General features: G+C 58.1%; 10 protein-coding genes. 6 read left to right on the forward strand and 4 right to left on the reverse strand.

The window, feature by feature from the left end:
- The first annotated feature begins 53 nt into the window (after window positions 1-53).
- The 3 genes from rpoZ to GJU83_RS18075 all read left to right on the forward strand — a co-directional run bounded on the left by rpoZ (window position 54) and on the right by GJU83_RS18075 (window position 3044).
- The gene (rpoZ, locus tag GJU83_RS18065; RefSeq protein WP_069184782.1) at window positions 54-266 is read left to right on the forward strand and encodes a DNA-directed RNA polymerase subunit omega; all 213 of its coding nucleotides are present in this window, start codon (window positions 54-56) and stop codon (window positions 264-266) included.
- Between the two features lie 171 nt (window positions 267-437).
- Window positions 438-2579 carry a RelA/SpoT family protein gene (locus tag GJU83_RS18070; RefSeq protein WP_069184783.1) on the forward strand — a complete coding sequence of 714 codons (2142 nt, stop codon included), beginning with the start codon at window positions 438-440 and terminating at the stop codon, window positions 2577-2579.
- Between the two features lie 78 nt (window positions 2580-2657).
- On the forward strand, window positions 2658-3044 hold the full coding sequence (locus GJU83_RS18075; RefSeq protein WP_008169589.1) for a deaminase RidA: 387 nt from the start codon (window positions 2658-2660) through the stop codon (window positions 3042-3044).
- A gap of 67 nt (window positions 3045-3111) precedes the next feature.
- Here GJU83_RS18075 and GJU83_RS18080 read toward each other — a convergent pair whose 3' ends face one another.
- Window positions 3112-3978 (reverse strand): NAD-dependent epimerase/dehydratase family protein, encoded by an 867-nt coding sequence (locus tag GJU83_RS18080; RefSeq protein WP_069184784.1) that lies wholly within the window; start codon window positions 3976-3978, stop codon window positions 3112-3114.
- 76 nt (window positions 3979-4054) lie between these two features.
- Here GJU83_RS18080 and GJU83_RS18085 point away from each other — a divergent pair, with 76 nt between their 5' ends.
- The 3 genes from GJU83_RS18085 to GJU83_RS18095 all read left to right on the forward strand — a co-directional run bounded on the left by GJU83_RS18085 (window position 4055) and on the right by GJU83_RS18095 (window position 8613).
- On the forward strand, window positions 4055-5014 hold the full coding sequence (locus GJU83_RS18085; RefSeq protein WP_069184785.1) for a hydrogen peroxide-inducible genes activator: 960 nt from the start codon (window positions 4055-4057) through the stop codon (window positions 5012-5014).
- 8 nt (window positions 5015-5022) lie between these two features.
- Complete coding sequence (gene recG, locus GJU83_RS18090; RefSeq protein WP_153634885.1) at window positions 5023-7098, forward strand: ATP-dependent DNA helicase RecG; 2076 nt, start codon at window positions 5023-5025, stop codon at window positions 7096-7098.
- Between the two features lie 150 nt (window positions 7099-7248).
- Window positions 7249-8613, forward strand: a complete 1365-nt coding sequence (locus tag GJU83_RS18095) for an HDOD domain-containing protein (protein WP_153634886.1) — start codon at window positions 7249-7251, stop codon at window positions 8611-8613.
- A gap of 335 nt (window positions 8614-8948) precedes the next feature.
- On the opposite strand, the gene GJU83_RS18100 is transcribed toward GJU83_RS18095, so the two are convergent.
- The 3 genes from GJU83_RS18100 to GJU83_RS18110 all read right to left on the reverse strand — a co-directional run bounded on the left by GJU83_RS18100 (window position 8949) and on the right by GJU83_RS18110 (window position 15103).
- On the reverse strand, window positions 8949-9404 hold the full coding sequence (locus tag GJU83_RS18100) for a DUF2489 domain-containing protein (protein ID WP_069184787.1): 456 nt from the start codon (window positions 9402-9404) through the stop codon (window positions 8949-8951).
- 19 nt (window positions 9405-9423) lie between these two features.
- Window positions 9424-11718 carry a molybdopterin oxidoreductase family protein gene (locus GJU83_RS18105; protein WP_069184788.1) on the reverse strand — a complete coding sequence of 765 codons (2295 nt, stop codon included), beginning with the start codon at window positions 11716-11718 and terminating at the stop codon, window positions 9424-9426.
- Window positions 11719-11875: 157 nt separating this feature from the next.
- The gene (locus GJU83_RS18110) at window positions 11876-15103 is read right to left on the reverse strand and encodes an Ig-like domain-containing domain (RefSeq protein WP_153634887.1); all 3228 of its coding nucleotides are present in this window, start codon (window positions 15101-15103) and stop codon (window positions 11876-11878) included.
- Window positions 15104-15114 lie beyond the last annotated feature (11 nt).

Consider the following 15114-nt stretch of genomic DNA (forward strand, 5'->3'; position numbering starts at 1 on the left):
ACAGTAAACTGTGCGGTCTGCTGAAAACAGTCATTTTATGAGTCGGGGAAGTTATGGCACGAGTTACCGTTGAAGATTGTCTGGAAAACGTTGATAACCGCTTCCAGCTGGTAATGCTGGCAACCAAGCGTGCCCGTCAGCTCGCTACCAAGGGTGCCGAGCCGATGGTGGCTGAAGAGAATGATAAGCCTACGGTAATTGCTCTGCGCGAAATTGCCGAAGGCAAGGTTACTCGTGATCTGCTCAAGGAAGACGACGACGAGTAAGGCACCTGCGGCCAGGTATATAAGTATCTGTCCGCAAGTGAGAAGCATTGAAATCTGTCCCCGCGGTTTTATAGTGTAACTATAGAACGTTGCTGGAAGGACTATGGAAGGACCCGGATGCGAGCATTCGGGTTTTTTTGTCCCTGAATTTCATGGAATTGTGGAGGCGCGGTGTCGGCAGAGGCTACGGTTGAAGGACTGGCTCTAGAGCTCAGCTCCTATCTTGATACCAATCGCATCAACCAGGTGCGACGGGCCTACTATTATGCCGAGCAGGCCCATGAAGGCCAGATGCGCAAGAGCGGCGACCGCTACATTACCCATCCCCTGGCTGTTGCCCATATTCTCGCCGACCTGCGGCTGGATCATCAGAGTCTGATGGCGGCCATGCTCCATGATGTAATTGAAGACACCGGTATTCCCAAGGACGCTCTGGCGGAACAGTTTGGCGAGGACGTTGCGGAACTGGTGGATGGTGTCAGCAAACTGACCCAGATCGAGTTCCGCTCCAGGGCGGAAGCCCAAGCCGAAAACTTCCAGAAAATGACCCTGGCCATGGCGCGGGACATCCGGGTCATTCTGGTGAAGCTGGCGGACCGGTTGCACAACATGCGCACGCTCGGCCCGATGCCTTACGAAAAGCGCCAACGCATCGCCACCGAAACACTCGACATCTATGCCCCCATCGCGAACCGCCTGGGCATGCACTCCATCTGCACCGAGCTTGAGGACCTGGGCTTTACCTCCCTGTACCCCATGCGCTCCAAGTACATTTCCAAGGCCGTGGACAAACTCCGGGGCAGTCATCGGGAAATTATCGAGGATATCCGCGGGAAGCTGCAGGAAAAGCTGGAGGAGCGAGGCCTGCCGGGCCGGATTCTGGGCCGGGAAAAACACCTGAACAGCATCTATAACAAGATGAAGTTCAAGCAGAAGTCCTTCCATGAAATCATGGATGTGTATGCCTTCCGGATTATTACCGACACCGAAGATGACTGCTACCGCATCCTTGGCGCCGTTCACAGCCTGTACAAGCCGCTGCCTGGCCGGTTCAAGGACTACATTGCCATGCCCAAGGCCAATGGCTATCAGTCGCTCCATACCACTCTGTTCGGTATGCATGTGAACATCGAGATCCAGATCCGTACGGAGGAGATGGAGCACATCGCCAATAACGGTATCGCGGCTCACTGGATGTACAAGAACGAGCCCAGCAGTGTGACCAGCGTGAATCAGGCGCGGGTGGACCGCTGGGTGAAGGGGCTGATGGAAATGCGGGAGCGGGCCGATGACTCCATGGAGTTCATCGAACACGTGAAAGTGGATCTGTTCCCGGATGAAATCTACGTGTTCACGCCCAAAGGCCGCATCATGGAGTTGCCCAGCGGGGCAACGCCGGTGGACTTCGCCTATGCCATCCATACCGATATTGGTAACGCTACCGTCGCGTGTCGCATCAACCGCAACCTGGGTTCACTGAGTCAGCCTCTGCAGAGTGGCCAGACCGTCGAGATCATTACCGCACCCGGCGCCCGGCCTAACCCGGCGTGGCTGAGTTTTGTGGTGACCGGCAAGGCGCGCAGCAGTATCCGTCATGTGCTCAAGAGCCAGAAGCGGGCGGAATCGCTGGAGCTGGGCCGCACATTGCTCAAGAAGTCCCTCAAAGGCTTTGGCGCGAAACTGTCAGAGATCAGCGACGCCCAGAAGCAGGCGGTCGTGAATCATAATCAGGTGAACAGTTTTGATGATCTGATCAGTGACATCGGCCTGGGCAATCGTATGGCCTACCTGGTTGCCCGTCAGCTTGTAAGCGGCTCCGAAGAAACTGAGGCAGCTGAGGGGCCTCGCGATATCGAGGGTGGAAATCACAGCCCCGTGACCATCCGTGGCACCGAAGGTTTGCTGGTCCGGTTCGCCAGCTGTTGTAAGCCGATTCCGGGAGACCCGGTGGTTGGGGTGATGGATTCCGGCAAAGGCATGGTGATTCATTCTGATACATGCTCCCGCTTGCCGGAGGATGACGAGGGCCGGGCCCGCCTGACCCATCTGAAGTGGGCCAAGGACATTACCGATGAGTTTTCCGTTGAGCTGCGGGTAGAGCTGGAGCGCCAGCGTGGTGTGATTGCCGAGATGGCCAATGCCGTAGCCATGGCTGACGGAAACATCGAGCGCATTAATGTGGAAGAGCAGAATGCCCGGTTTGGCGTTGTCAGCCTGGTGGTGCACGTGAATGGTCGGCGGCACCTGGCTCGGGTAATGCGTCGAATCCGCAACATTCGTGCAATTACCCACATCAGCCGCGTGCGGCACTGAACCCGACCAAAGCCCGGTTGACAGGCGCGCGCCGCAAGGGCGACGATTGGCGTTTTGGATGAGAGGAAATCAAGGGTCATGACCAACAAATCTGTAATTCAGACCGAGAATGCGCCCCAGGCGATCGGTACATACTCCCAAGCGGTCAAGGCAGGGGACACCGTGTACCTGTCTGGCCAGATTCCGCTGGTACCGGAAACCATGGAAGTGGTCGCCGGCGATTTTTCTGCCAAGACCCGGCAGGTGTTTGATAACCTCAAGGCTGTCTGCGAGGCCGCCGGTGGCGAGCTGAAGGACATCGTGAAGCTGAATATCTACATGACTGATCTGGCGAATTTCGCCACGGTCAACGAGATCATGGCCACCTATTTCCAGGAACCCTATCCGGCCCGCGCGGCGGTGGGTGTCGCGGCGCTGCCCAAGGGTGTGCCCATTGAAATGGAAGCGGTGATGGTGCTCAGCTAAGACTTGATGACACCAGAATTCAGAAAAGGCGGCCTCGGGCCGCCTTTTTTATTTTAATGCCGAAGGCTCAGCCCTGGTCGATCATGGCACGGTAGCCGGCCCGGAAATCCGGATAGCGGAACTGAAAGCCGGTGCTCAGCAGTCTTTTGTTGCAGCAGCGTTTACTGCCGGCCCGCCCGCCTTTTCGGGCATCGGGCTTTGGCTCGGCACAGGGTGTCTGCTGCCGGACCCAGTCCACCACCTCATCAAGCCGCACCGGCTCGCAGTCGCTGGCAAGGTAGCAGGTTTGAAGAGTCGCTCCCGAAAGTGCCAGGTTCACCAGATGGGCCGCCGCGTCTGCGGCATCGTCTTCATGAATCCGGTTGCTGAACGGTGCTGGCTTGGTCGGATTCATGCGTCCCGCCTGAACCTCCTCAAGAAAACGCCGCCGGGAGGGCCCATAAATGCCGCTGTAACGAATGATCGTTGCCGGATGGCCGCTTTCCAGCGCGGTCTGCTCACCGGCCAGAACCTGCTCGCCGCTGAACCGGACCGGTTTGGTGGGGCTGGATTCATCGACCCAGCTATCGTCATCCTGTGAATAGACACTGCTGCTACTGACAAAAAACAGGTGCTTCAGCGATTGACCGCCCAGGGCTTCCAACAAGTTTGCCAGGCCGGTCACGTAGGCGTCCCGATAACCCTGCTCATCGTAGCTGGAGGGCGTCAGGCAATAGAGAACGATGTCGAGCCCTTCCGGCAGTTTACCGCTGAGGGTTTCCGGTTGGGTCAGGTCGGCGCCGATGCCTTGAATGCCCTCGGGAACCCGGTCGGGGTTTCGGCGCAGGCCGTACACGGTGGCCGAGGTTTCCAGTCGGCTGGCAATGGCACCCCCGAGTTTGCCGCAACCGGCCACCAGAATTCGGGGCGCCTTACTACCTTCGGTGATTGCCATAGACAATTTCAATCCTTATGCTTGACCTCATAAATTCGTGAAACTTCGACCCGCATCTTTCTGACCGGAGCTCACCATGACTCTCACCGAGTTACGATACGTCGTTACGCTGGCCCGCGAAAGGCATTTTGGCCGGGCCGCAGAGCGTTGCCATGTCAGTCAGCCAACGCTCAGTGTTGCCGTTAAAAAGTTGGAGGATGAGCTCGGAATCCCTCTGTTCGAGCGAAGCAAAAGCAGCATCCGTGTCACCGAAACCGGCCTACGCATTATTGAGCAGGCCCAGCGTGTCCTTGATCAGGTAGGCCTGATCAAGGACATGGCGCAGGATGGCAAGAACCAGCTCAACTCACCTTTGAAAGTGGGTGCCATCTATACCATTGGTCCCTATCTGTTCCCGCACCTGCTGCCGGAACTGCGGCGTGCTGCTCCGGAAATGCCGCTTTACATTGAAGAGAATTACACTGCCAACCTGAGGCAGAAACTCCGGCAGTCCGAGCTGGACGCCATTATTATTGCCCTGCCGTTTGAAGAGCCGGAAGTGGTTACCCTGCCGCTGTACGACGAGCCGTTTGTTGTCCTGCTGCCTGCCGGACACCCGCTGGCAAGCAAGGAGCAGTTGACGGCCGATGAACTGGCTAAAGAGCAATTGCTATTGCTGGGGCCAGGCCACTGTTTCCGGGATCAGGTGCTGGAGTCCTGTCCACCCCTGGTGGAGGCGGTAACGCATCGGGCCAACAACGGCTCACCGGCTCTGGTCACCGAAGGCAGTTCCCTGGAAACCATTCGCCATATGGTCGCCTCCGGTCTGGGCATCACGGTACTGCCACTCTCGGCCGCCACGGCCATGCAGTACCATGAGGACATTCTGGCCGTTCGGCCGTTCGCGCCGCCGGTGCCGTTCCGCACGGTGGCTCTGGCCTGGCGGGTTACCTTCCCCCGGCCCAAGGCTATTGATGTGCTGTCCCTGGCTGCCAGTCAGTGCCGGGTCATTGAAAAGGCGAAAACGGATACGCCGGCTGTGGCCGAAAGCGCCTGAGCCCGACTATGACGTCACTGGATGACATACCGGTCACCCAGCTCAAGGGCGTAGGGAACGCCCTGGCGGAGAAACTCGCCAAGCTGGGTATCACCTCCCTGCAGGATCTGTTGTTCCATTTGCCCCATCGGTACGAAGACCGCACCCGTATCGTACCCATGGGAAGCCTTCGCATTGGCGATGTGGCGGTGGTTGAAGGGGAGGTGATGAAAGCCGATCTCGTGATGGGGCGCAGGCGCAGCCTGCAGGTGACTCTGCGGGATAACAGCGGCTTCCTGGTGATGCGTTTTTTTCATTTCAACGCCGCCCAGAAGAACCAGCTGAGCGAGGGCGCCAGGGTTCGCTGCTTTGGCGAGGTTCGTCCGGGCCGTGCAGGTTATGAGTTTTACCACCCGGAATACCAGGTTAATCCACCGCCTATGCCAGCTGAAGGTGAGGCTACCCTGACGCCGGTTTACCCACTGACCGAGGGGATTCAGCAGCCCCGGGTGCGCTCGCTGTGCCAGCAGGCCCTGGGCTATCTCCAGCGGTTCCCGATTCGCGACTGGCTGCCGGAGAATCTGCTGGCCGAGTACCAGTTGCCCGGAATCACCGACGCCGTGCAGCTTGTGCATTCCCCTCCTGCGAGCGCACCGGTAAATCTCCTGATGGAGGGGCGTCACCCGGCTCAGCAGCGCCTGGTAATGGAGGAGTTGCTGGCGCACCAACTTAGCTTGCTTCAGGTACGCGAACAAATCCAGGCCAGGGAGGCGCTGCCACTTTTGCCCACGGGGGATCTGCCCGACCGTTTCCTGGATTCCCTGCCTTTCGCGCTCACCGGTGCCCAGCGTCATGTGCTGGCCGACATCCGTCAGGACCTGAGTCAGCCGCTGCCAATGCTCCGGCTTGTCCAGGGGGATGTTGGCTCCGGCAAGACCGTGGTGGCGGCGCTAGCCGCCTTGCAGGCCATTGGCGCCGGTGCCCAGGTGGCATTGATGGCGCCCACCGAAATCCTCGCTGAACAGCATTTCCAGAATTTCCGGGCCTGGCTGGAGCCACTCGGTATTCGCCTCGCCTGGCTATCCGGGAAGGTCAAGGGTAAGGCCCGGGCTGAAACACTGGACGCGGTCCAATCTGGCAATGCCACCGTGGTGATAGGCACCCATGCCTTGTTCCAGGAAGACGTCGAGTTTCACCGCCTTGCCCTGGTGATCGTGGACGAACAGCATCGTTTCGGCGTACACCAGAGGCTGGCCTTGCGGGAAAAGGGCGTGGGTGGGTCGCTGGCACCCCACCAGCTGATCATGACGGCAACGCCGATTCCCCGAACGCTGGCCATGAGCGCCTATGCAGACCTGGATACCTCAGTTATTGACGAACTTCCGCCGGGCAGAAAGCCGATAGAAACCATCGTGATTCCCGACAGCCGCAGGGAAGATGTGATTGAACGGGTTCGCAGCGCTTGCCGTGAAGGGCGACAGGCCTACTGGGTTTGCACTCTCATAGAAGAATCCGAAGCCCTGCAGTGTCAGGCGGCAGAGGTCACCGCTCAGGAGTTGGCCGAGCGATTGCCGGATCTGAAGGTGGGGCTGGTGCACGGGCGGCTAAAGGCTCAGGAAAAGGCGGCGGTGATGGAGCAGTTCAAGGTAGGCGAATTGGATCTGCTGGTTGCAACCACGGTTATTGAGGTGGGCGTGGACGTACCGAACGCCTCGCTGATTATCATTGAAAACCCTGAACGGCTTGGGCTGGCACAGCTGCATCAGCTTCGCGGTCGTGTTGGCAGGGGCGAGCAGGCCAGTTTCTGTGTGCTGATGTATCACCCGCCGTTGTCTGTGAATGGCAAGGCACGGCTACAGGCCCTGAGGGACAGTCAGGATGGCTTCTTCATCGCCGAGAAAGACCTGGAAATCAGGGGGCCGGGAGAGGTGTTGGGGACCCGGCAAACCGGTATGATGCAGTTTCGGCTGGCGGACTTTGAACGGGACAAGGGCTGGATCGAGCCGGTTCGGGAAATGGCGCCAGGCCTGATGGCTCATCCGGAGATTGTCGGCGCTCTGGTTCGACGTTGGCTTGGTGAAAGAACCCGTTACGGTGATGTGTAAAGCGTCCATCAAGGCCTCGAAAGCGTATGAAATCGTTCTGGAAATAGAGTTCAGTCAACCCCGGGGTCATTTCTTTACCCTATACTGAACTCAACATGATTTCCGCCATCGGGTAATCCGACGGAAAACAGCAATATTCGGGAGATTTTTATGGAATTACCTGTCGCAGTTCAGCAGGCTCTGGGTGAGACCGCCGCGGGTGTATCCTTGAGGGATGTTAGCACCGCCAGCCGAAAAGAACTGTTACGCATGGTCTTGCTGACTGATGAGCAAGGAAACTTTCAGGTGATTTGTCGCAAGGACGATCTGATTGATTTAGAACAGATGAACAAGGAACTCGGGCGCGATCTACGTCTGATGAAGCGCAGGGAACAAGTGCGGGTGAGAGAACGGGCGGGCCTTAAAGCGCTTCCGGCATTGCCGTCATTGACCGGCTGGCCAACGCTTGTTGATGAGCGTGTAGATCAACTTTCTGCGGTTGCGTTGGAGCTTGGCGAACAAAACCTGGCGATGGTAATGCCCGCAGAGGACTTTCAGGCTCTGACAGCCAACGCCGATAGGCTTTCTCTTGCGGTCGCCCTGAAATCTATTTCCGTGAATTATGATGACCACGACAGAGATCGGGATCAATTCCATTCGGCCATCAAGAAATTCACCGGTCTGAGAATACAACAGCGACTGGAAGACACTCTTGAGCTGCCGCCGCTGCCGGAAACGGCCCAGCGGATTATCCATCTCAGGGTCAATCCGAACGCCGTCATGGGTGACCTCGTTGATATTGTCGAGAGTGACCCAAGCCTCGCAGCACAAGTGGTGAGCTGGGCATCCTCTTCGTTCTATGCGGCGGCAGGCCAGGTAAAGTCAGTGCACGACGCCGTTTCCCGGGTGCTCGGTTTCGATCTGGTCATGAACCTGGCGATGGGCCTTTCTCTCGGGCGGGCACTAAAGCAGCCCCAGGATCACCCGGAGGGCTACGTTGATTACTGGCAGCAGGCAATCTGGCAGGCTCAGTCAGCGGGCATCCTGGCCAGCATGATGCCTCGTGGTGAGCGACCAGTGTTCGGCCTTGCCTACCTCGGCGGACTGCTCCATAACTTCGGTCATCTGGTTCTTGCACAGGTGTTCCCACCCCATTTCAAGCTGGTGTGCCGGTCACTGGAAGTAAATCCCGATATTGATTCTTCGGTTATCGAGCACTATCTGCTTGGCATTACCCGGGAACAGATCGCCGCCCAGCTGATGGAGAACTGGGGCATGCCGGACGAGGTTACCCTGGCGATCCGCTATCAGAAGAACTCCTCGTACGATGGCAGTCACAGCGTCTATGCCAGGTTGCTGTGGTTGGGCCGTCAGTTGCTAACGGCCAGGGGCGTGGCTCTGGGCGCGGGAGAGGAAGTCAGTCAGGGGTTTTATGATGGGCTCGGGCTCGATCGGGCGCAGGTTGAAGAACAGTTTGATGAACTGGTTAACAGCAAGGACAGTGTGATGGCCATGGCCGGCATGATGAGCCAGTAGCAGACAGCCTTTTCCAGGCTCTTACCAAAAAAAGCCGGCCCCAAGGCCGGCAAGCTCACCCGCTTTATTGCAGTGTCGTCCAAACTTATCAGGAGAAAACAACGTTAGGTGGCACCTTCCGCAGATGATAGGTGCGTCCCTGTTTTCAATTTAGACCCTGATAGAAAAAAGAAAAGTCAACAGTTGTAACTGTGAAGGAATGAGCAGGGTGTCAGTTTTTCGAATCTACAGAACCTTTTGATTTGCTGAACTAAAATATCTGTTTTACCACTATTCGAGTTACAAAATGTTACAAAAATGAGGTCTGACCAGTTGCTGCGAGCGCGTAACTGCGGTCAAAAAGAATGGTGTCGGACAGCCGTTGCCGCTCTGCGAATCTCGTCGGCGTGTTTCTGCTCAACCTCAAATCGTTCCTTGTCCATTTTATCCACGAACTTCGTTTCCGTTGCCTGACGGGCCCGATGGGTGGGCATGTGCTGCAGTTGGTCGTGTACTTCCTGAAAAATCCTGAAGGGCGCCTGATCCAACAACTCCGGGGCAATGTGGTCGAGGAGGCCCTTTAGCCTGAGGCAGGCTTCCGAGTATTCGATCTGGTCCTCTTCAACCGCCATAGCGATGACCCGGATACTGCGGATCATGTCTTTTCTGCGGTTGGTCTGGAACTCCTCCGCCTTGGCCTGCCGCTTGCGGCTTTCCGAGAGCAATCCTATTTGACGGCGGATAAACACCAGCAAAAGGATAATGGCGACCAGGCCAGCGATGATCAGACTCCATTGCAGCCACTGGGGCATTATCGACTCCTTTTTTGAATCAAGCCCGTTTGCGTTGGCGCTCCGGGCGCCAGACTTTCACACTGACGGGTTGCCCATTCAATACGGAAGTACCGGAGAGCGGATCAATATCGCCGTCGCTGAGCACATCGTTGATGCTGGCGCCAGCGTGGGCTGTTGCCACCGACTGGCCGGTGCCCTCCCGGTCATGGCCCCAGCCATGGGGAATGGACACCACGCCCGGCATGAGATCCTCGGTGATCTCGACCGGTAAAACAATCTGCCCGGATTCAGAGGCAATCTCGGCGGAGTCAGCCGCCTGCAAACCTAGGCGACTGGCATCCCTGGGGTGGATCATCAAAGTGCAACGGTCCTTGCCTTTTACCAGCCGCTGACTGTTGTGCATCCACGAGTTGTTGCTTCGGACATGGCGCCGGCCGATCAGTTGGAGGGAATCTCCTCCGGGAGCTGCCAGGGTATCGCGCAGCCTCCCGAGATCGTCAAGGTAGCGCCTGGGGGCAAGGTTGATCTTGCCGTCGCGTGTAAACAGCCGCTCTGGCAGGGATGGTCGCAGCGGCCCGAGATCGACCCCATTCGGATTATCCTTCAGGGCGCTCAAGGATAGTCCTTTGGGTAGTTCGTCCCAGTGGCGGTTCAGGGGGCTGAGTTTGGCCAGGCCACGAAGCGGGTTTCGCTTCGGCAGGATGTCAATGGCGAGATCAACCGCGGGCTGCACAAAGCCCCGGGCGCGTCCGGCATCAGCGCCATAGGGACCTGAGCGCAACAGCAGATCAAGAATGGGATCGGGGCCAATCTGTTTGAAAGCGCGCCAGCCCAGCTCCGTGCGCATGGGGAGCTTCCCGCCTTTCTGGAGCTTTTCCAGCCGATGGGCCAGTTCCAGCAAGATCTGCCAGTCATGGCGGGTGTCCGGGCCGGCATCGAACAGTGCTTCGCTGTATTTGGCGAAATTGCGCACCGCAAACATGCTGAAAATCAGGTCGTAGTGGCTGCGTTCCAATGCCGCTGTTGGCGGCAGAATGATATCGGCATGACGGGTAGTTTCGTTCAGGTAATAGTCCACCGATACCATGAAGTCGAGGCCGGTGAGAGCCTCTTCCAGGCGTCGCCCGTTAGGGCTGGAAAGCACCGGGTTGCCGGCAACGGTGACAAAGGCTCGGATCTGCCCTTCACCGGGTGTCAGCATCTCATCGGCCATGGTGCTGGCAGGATACTCACCGGCGAACTCAGGCAACCCCTTGACGCGGCTGTGGCGTTTGCCGAAGTGGCCTTTTTGACCGGCCATGGCGCCGAGTTCCACCAGATCGATCGCCGGTTGCGAAAACAGAACTCCGCCCGGCAGATCCAGTTTCCCGGTCAGGATATTAAGGCAGTAGGCCAGCCAGGTAGCCACACCGCCAAACGTCTGGGTGCTGGTGCCCATCCGGGTATACAGGGCCGCCTTCCGGGTATTGGCCAGTTGCCTGGCCAGCGCCCGGATGTCCTCTGCGGAGATGCCGGTGGGCTCACTGACGGCCTCGGGGGTGAAGCTGAGGGCGGCCAGACGCAGAAGGTCTACGTCCTTCACCAAGCGCTCGGCCGGTCCAGGATCCACCAACCCTTCTTCAAACAATGTATGCACCATAGCCATCAGCATCAGGGCATCGCTTCCGGGCCGGATGAAATGGAACTCGTCGGCCAGCTTCGCGGTCTCGGTGCGGCGCGGGTCAACCACGATCATCCTGCCTCCGCGCTGTTTCAGGGCCTTGAGCCGTCCTCGAAAGTCCGGAACGGTCATCAGGCTACCATTGGATGCCATGGGATTGGCGCCAATGCAGATAAACAGATCCGTGTGATCGATGTCGGGAATGGGAAACAGAACCTGGTGCCCGAACATCTCCAGGCTGGCCAGCATGTGAGGTAGTTGATCGTTCGAGGTTGCCGAGAACCGGTTCTGTGTTCCGATTGCCCGCAGCAACGGCATGGTGGCAACCAGAGATCCGTGGTTGTGGACATTCGGGTTGCCCAGATAGACGCCGATGCTGTTGCGACCGTGGTCCTGACGGGTCTGGTGGAGTTTTTCGGCGACCAGATCAAAGGCCTCGGCCCATTCCATTTCCTGCCAGCCGCTCTGGGTCTTCCGGACCGGCTTTTTCAAGCGGTCCGGATCCTCGTGCAGGTCTTGCAACGCAACCGCCTTCGGGCAGATATGTCCCCGACTCAGTGGATCATTTTCATCACCCTTGATGGATGCTATCCGACCGTCCTCCAGTTCGATTGCGACACCGCACATGGCCTCGCAAAGGTGACAGGTACGATAGTGGGTGCCGTTTTCCATGAGGAGGTGCTCCTGGCAGGTTGTTATTGTGTTGTCGCGGTTTCAATGTGAAACCAGATTAGCAGTAAATGACCGAGAGGGGGAATGACATGGGGTATCCTCCTTTGCAAAAAGGGCCAACCCGAAGGCTGACCCTTTGTGCGGACTCCAGAGCCCTTTAGTGGTCTTCTGGTATCTCTTTGACCGGGTTGGAGATGAAGTTGAGGTAGACGCCCTGTTCGGGAATCTGAAGAGGCAGATCAATCGTCACAATTTCACCACCGGGAACGCCCAGGGCTCGCGCCCGAACGTTGATGTCCACCAGATTGGAGTTGCGTTGCTCAATCTGCATCCGGCCGTCATCGAAAAAGGTGATATTGCCTTCGAGTTCAAGCACAAATTCCCGGCCATAAAGATCGTGACGGCCCCCGAGAGGAATTTCCATGTCCGGTGCATCCAGCATCAGTTCCGCCCGGGTCTTGAATACCGGTTGGCCATTGTCGCCTTCGGTGATCACCCCGGGTATCAGGCTGGAACGGCTGCAGGCCGGGCCCGAACACGCCGGATCGTCCTTGGCGTAGCGCATGCGGAGAACCTGGGTATTGGTAATGGATTCCTCCTGAAGTGGGATAAATCCAAAAACCCTGAGCTCTGTGAACACACTGATCGAAGTGGTCGCCAATTGCGTGGGATACAGGTTCACCAGAATCCCTTCATCGCCGGTTGGTTCATACACGCCAGGGCCAACCACCTCCGTGTTCAGGGCATAGGTTTGATAGATGAACTTGTCTTTCGGGCAACGCTCGCCGGTTTCGCAGCCAACCCGGGCATCGGCAGTACTGGCGACAATAACAGGCGGAGAAGCGGAGGCCTCGTTATTGCGCACCCTCAGTTTGGTTGAATTGGCTGAAGCGGCCCAACCGTCATTGTCGCTGCCCTCGTGGGCGAAAGGCTCAAGACACTCCGGATTGGTATTTGAGTCGCAATCCACCAGGAAGTTTGCGTTGGTATCGCGAACGGGCAGGTTCCGCAGCGGTGTGAACACGCTGTCCAGCGGCTCTGTTCCAGTGAAATAGATCACCATGTCATCGGGACCGTTGTTGCTGCCGCCGTCATCCAGCCCTTCAAGCAGGTCGGTTTTCAGGGCTAATCCATCGCTGTCGCAAATCGAACCGTAGTTTCCGGCTGTGCAGGTACCGGCGTCTTCGGATGATTTCAGGGTGTAGCGGTAGTGTGCGCCAGGCTCCCAGGGCTGGTCCGGGTAGAAGCGGATCCGCTGAAGGTTTTTCTCAAGCCGACCAGGCACATCGCTTTCCAGGACTGTCACCGAGCCATTCGGTTCCTGACTCACTTTTTCAACCATAAACGTGTCGCCGGGAACAATCGAATCCAGATCCATGGACTTTGAGAAGACCACGGTGATGGGGCGATCTGACGGCATGGTACTGACTGGTAGAATGTCTCCGACACCGCCATCCGAATAGCACTGCCCAAGTACGCCAGCGGAGAGGTCCAGAAGGCTGTGGTCGGTTTCGCATGGGTAGCCCGGATAGGTGGTCAGGGCCAGGGCAGGGCGTCTGGTTACGGAGGAGTCCCCGATGTCTTCCAGTGAAAACTGCAAGGGAGCGGTGGTGGCCGGGTTGCCGGCGAGATCGGTCAAACCATCAACAACGACTTCATAGTCGACTCCATGGCGAAGGCCACCGTCGGGATTTAGGATGATCGCCGTTCCGTCCAGCTTGGTCTCAAGTGCCTCGACGGGAACACCATCAGCGAACAGCGAGACGCCGGAATCAATGGAGTCCTTGGACAGGGGCTCGTCAAAGAAGAGAATGACCGGATCCCCCGGCCGCTGCATAGACTGGCGCGTGTCTGGAATGGCATTGTCGGGGCCGGGCATCCAACTGGACAGGCTCGGCGGTGTGCTGTCCAATTCACGGAGCATTTCGGCATCAAGTACCGAGTCGGCATCGGTCGCGGCCTGCAGGTGGAACGCGATGGTCGAGTCAGTGTACTCCTGCCCCAGAAGATTGGGCTCCACCATGCCGATGGCGTCGATGGTCAGTACACCATCCTGCACCAGGGCAATGCCGCGCAGCTCCACACCCATCAAATCCTGAGACAGCGCCGCATTGGGCTGTGCGTTTTCGGTGTTCATGGAGACATCCATAAACAACGTAATGTGCCTTGGTGCGTTGATGTCGTCGGTATAGGGGTTAGGGCTCAGGTAGCCCGAGGCATCTGAGAGCATGGTGACCTTGATGTTGCCGGTCGTCTGGAGTTGGCCGGTGGCGGCATCCAGAACCGGCACCTCCCCGCCCACGAGAACATCAAGACTGGTGCTGTTCAGCACGCTGCCGCGGGCAATGCGCAACGGCAGTGCTTCATCGGCCCCGAACGCTGGTGCATAGGCCAGCTCCGCAAACAGGTCGCCGGTCTGTTGGGATGGGCCGGCTTCACCTTGCAGTACGGAATTGAGAGTTACGCCGTTGATGACCTGTCCGTTCAGAACTGACCGGGCTGCGTCCTCTTCCACTGCACCTGACGCCAGGCCGGAGTCAACGGCCGATTGCTGCAGCACCACGGTGGGTCCGGTTTCTCTGGGCGTGAATGTAAACTCGTGACTGAACCGATCGGTCTGCGGGGAGTTGAGGCTGGCCAGGTTTTCGAGTTGCAGCGTGTAGGTCTGGCTGGTATCCAGAACATCGTCCTTGCTGCCACATTCCCTGGGATCCTCTACCACGCAGGGATCCACGGTTATCCGGTTGCCTTTTACCCGAACCATCGCCGGGACTTCATCGCCGTTGCCATCGCGAAGCTGGATCGACCCGCCCAGGGCCTCCCACTCTGGGTGGACGGGATGGGTCATGGCCAACCGGAAGGTAGAGAAGTTCATGGCCTTGAACGGACCATCATTTGCCGGCACCTGCCAGGCAATACCAAAATCCTCGGCTGAGTTGGTTGTGCTCGCCGGCCCGGAGAAGCCGCCCCGGGTCTCGAACTGGATGCCGGCGTCGCCCACCGCGTTGGGTGTGACTATTTGTCGACCGCCTTCGGCCACCAGGGGCTCGCTAAAGGTCACCGTGTACGCGCCGAGTTGGTCGAGCTCTGAGGTAGGGGACAGCTTCAGGCTTTTACCCCCGTCCACCCGGCTGATCGAGAAGGGCACGGGTTGGCCCTGGGATTCCATCAGGATCTTTTCTTCTAGGCCCGCATCCTCGTCGGTCAGCGCATGGCTGAAGCGAAGAACGATGTCTGCCTTCGGGCTGACCCCCGCCTGCCCGTCGGTCGGATAGGAATAGATCACAGAGCCGGGAGAGACTGTCTCGTTCATGGTCTGTTCGTCGCCGCCACAGGCAGCCAGTAACAGGGCGGGAACCAGTGCCAGTGTTTTGTTGTACTTCATGGCGTGCCCTC

It is taken from the genome of Marinobacter salsuginis, assembly GCF_009617755.1.
Lineage (GTDB): Bacteria > Pseudomonadota > Gammaproteobacteria > Pseudomonadales > Oleiphilaceae > Marinobacter > Marinobacter salsuginis.

What these genes read in the sequence shown, in the direction of transcription:
- GJU83_RS18110 (WP_153634887.1), bottom strand. Translation starts at nt 15,103, where the DNA reads ATGAAGTACAACAAAACACTGGCACTGGTTCCCGCCCTGTTACTGGCT.
- GJU83_RS18075 (WP_008169589.1), top strand. Translation starts at nt 2,658, where the DNA reads ATGACCAACAAATCTGTAATTCAGACCGAGAATGCGCCCCAGGCGATC.
- rpoZ (WP_069184782.1), top strand. Translation starts at nt 54, where the DNA reads ATGGCACGAGTTACCGTTGAAGATTGTCTGGAAAACGTTGATAACCGC.
- GJU83_RS18080 (WP_069184784.1), bottom strand. Translation starts at nt 3,978, where the DNA reads ATGGCAATCACCGAAGGTAGTAAGGCGCCCCGAATTCTGGTGGCCGGT.
- GJU83_RS18105 (WP_069184788.1), bottom strand. Translation starts at nt 11,718, where the DNA reads ATGGAAAACGGCACCCACTATCGTACCTGTCACCTTTGCGAGGCCATG.
- GJU83_RS18095 (WP_153634886.1), top strand. Translation starts at nt 7,249, where the DNA reads ATGGAATTACCTGTCGCAGTTCAGCAGGCTCTGGGTGAGACCGCCGCG.
- recG (WP_153634885.1), top strand. Translation starts at nt 5,023, where the DNA reads ATGACGTCACTGGATGACATACCGGTCACCCAGCTCAAGGGCGTAGGG.
- GJU83_RS18100 (WP_069184787.1), bottom strand. Translation starts at nt 9,404, where the DNA reads ATGCCCCAGTGGCTGCAATGGAGTCTGATCATCGCTGGCCTGGTCGCC.
- GJU83_RS18085 (WP_069184785.1), top strand. Translation starts at nt 4,055, where the DNA reads ATGACTCTCACCGAGTTACGATACGTCGTTACGCTGGCCCGCGAAAGG.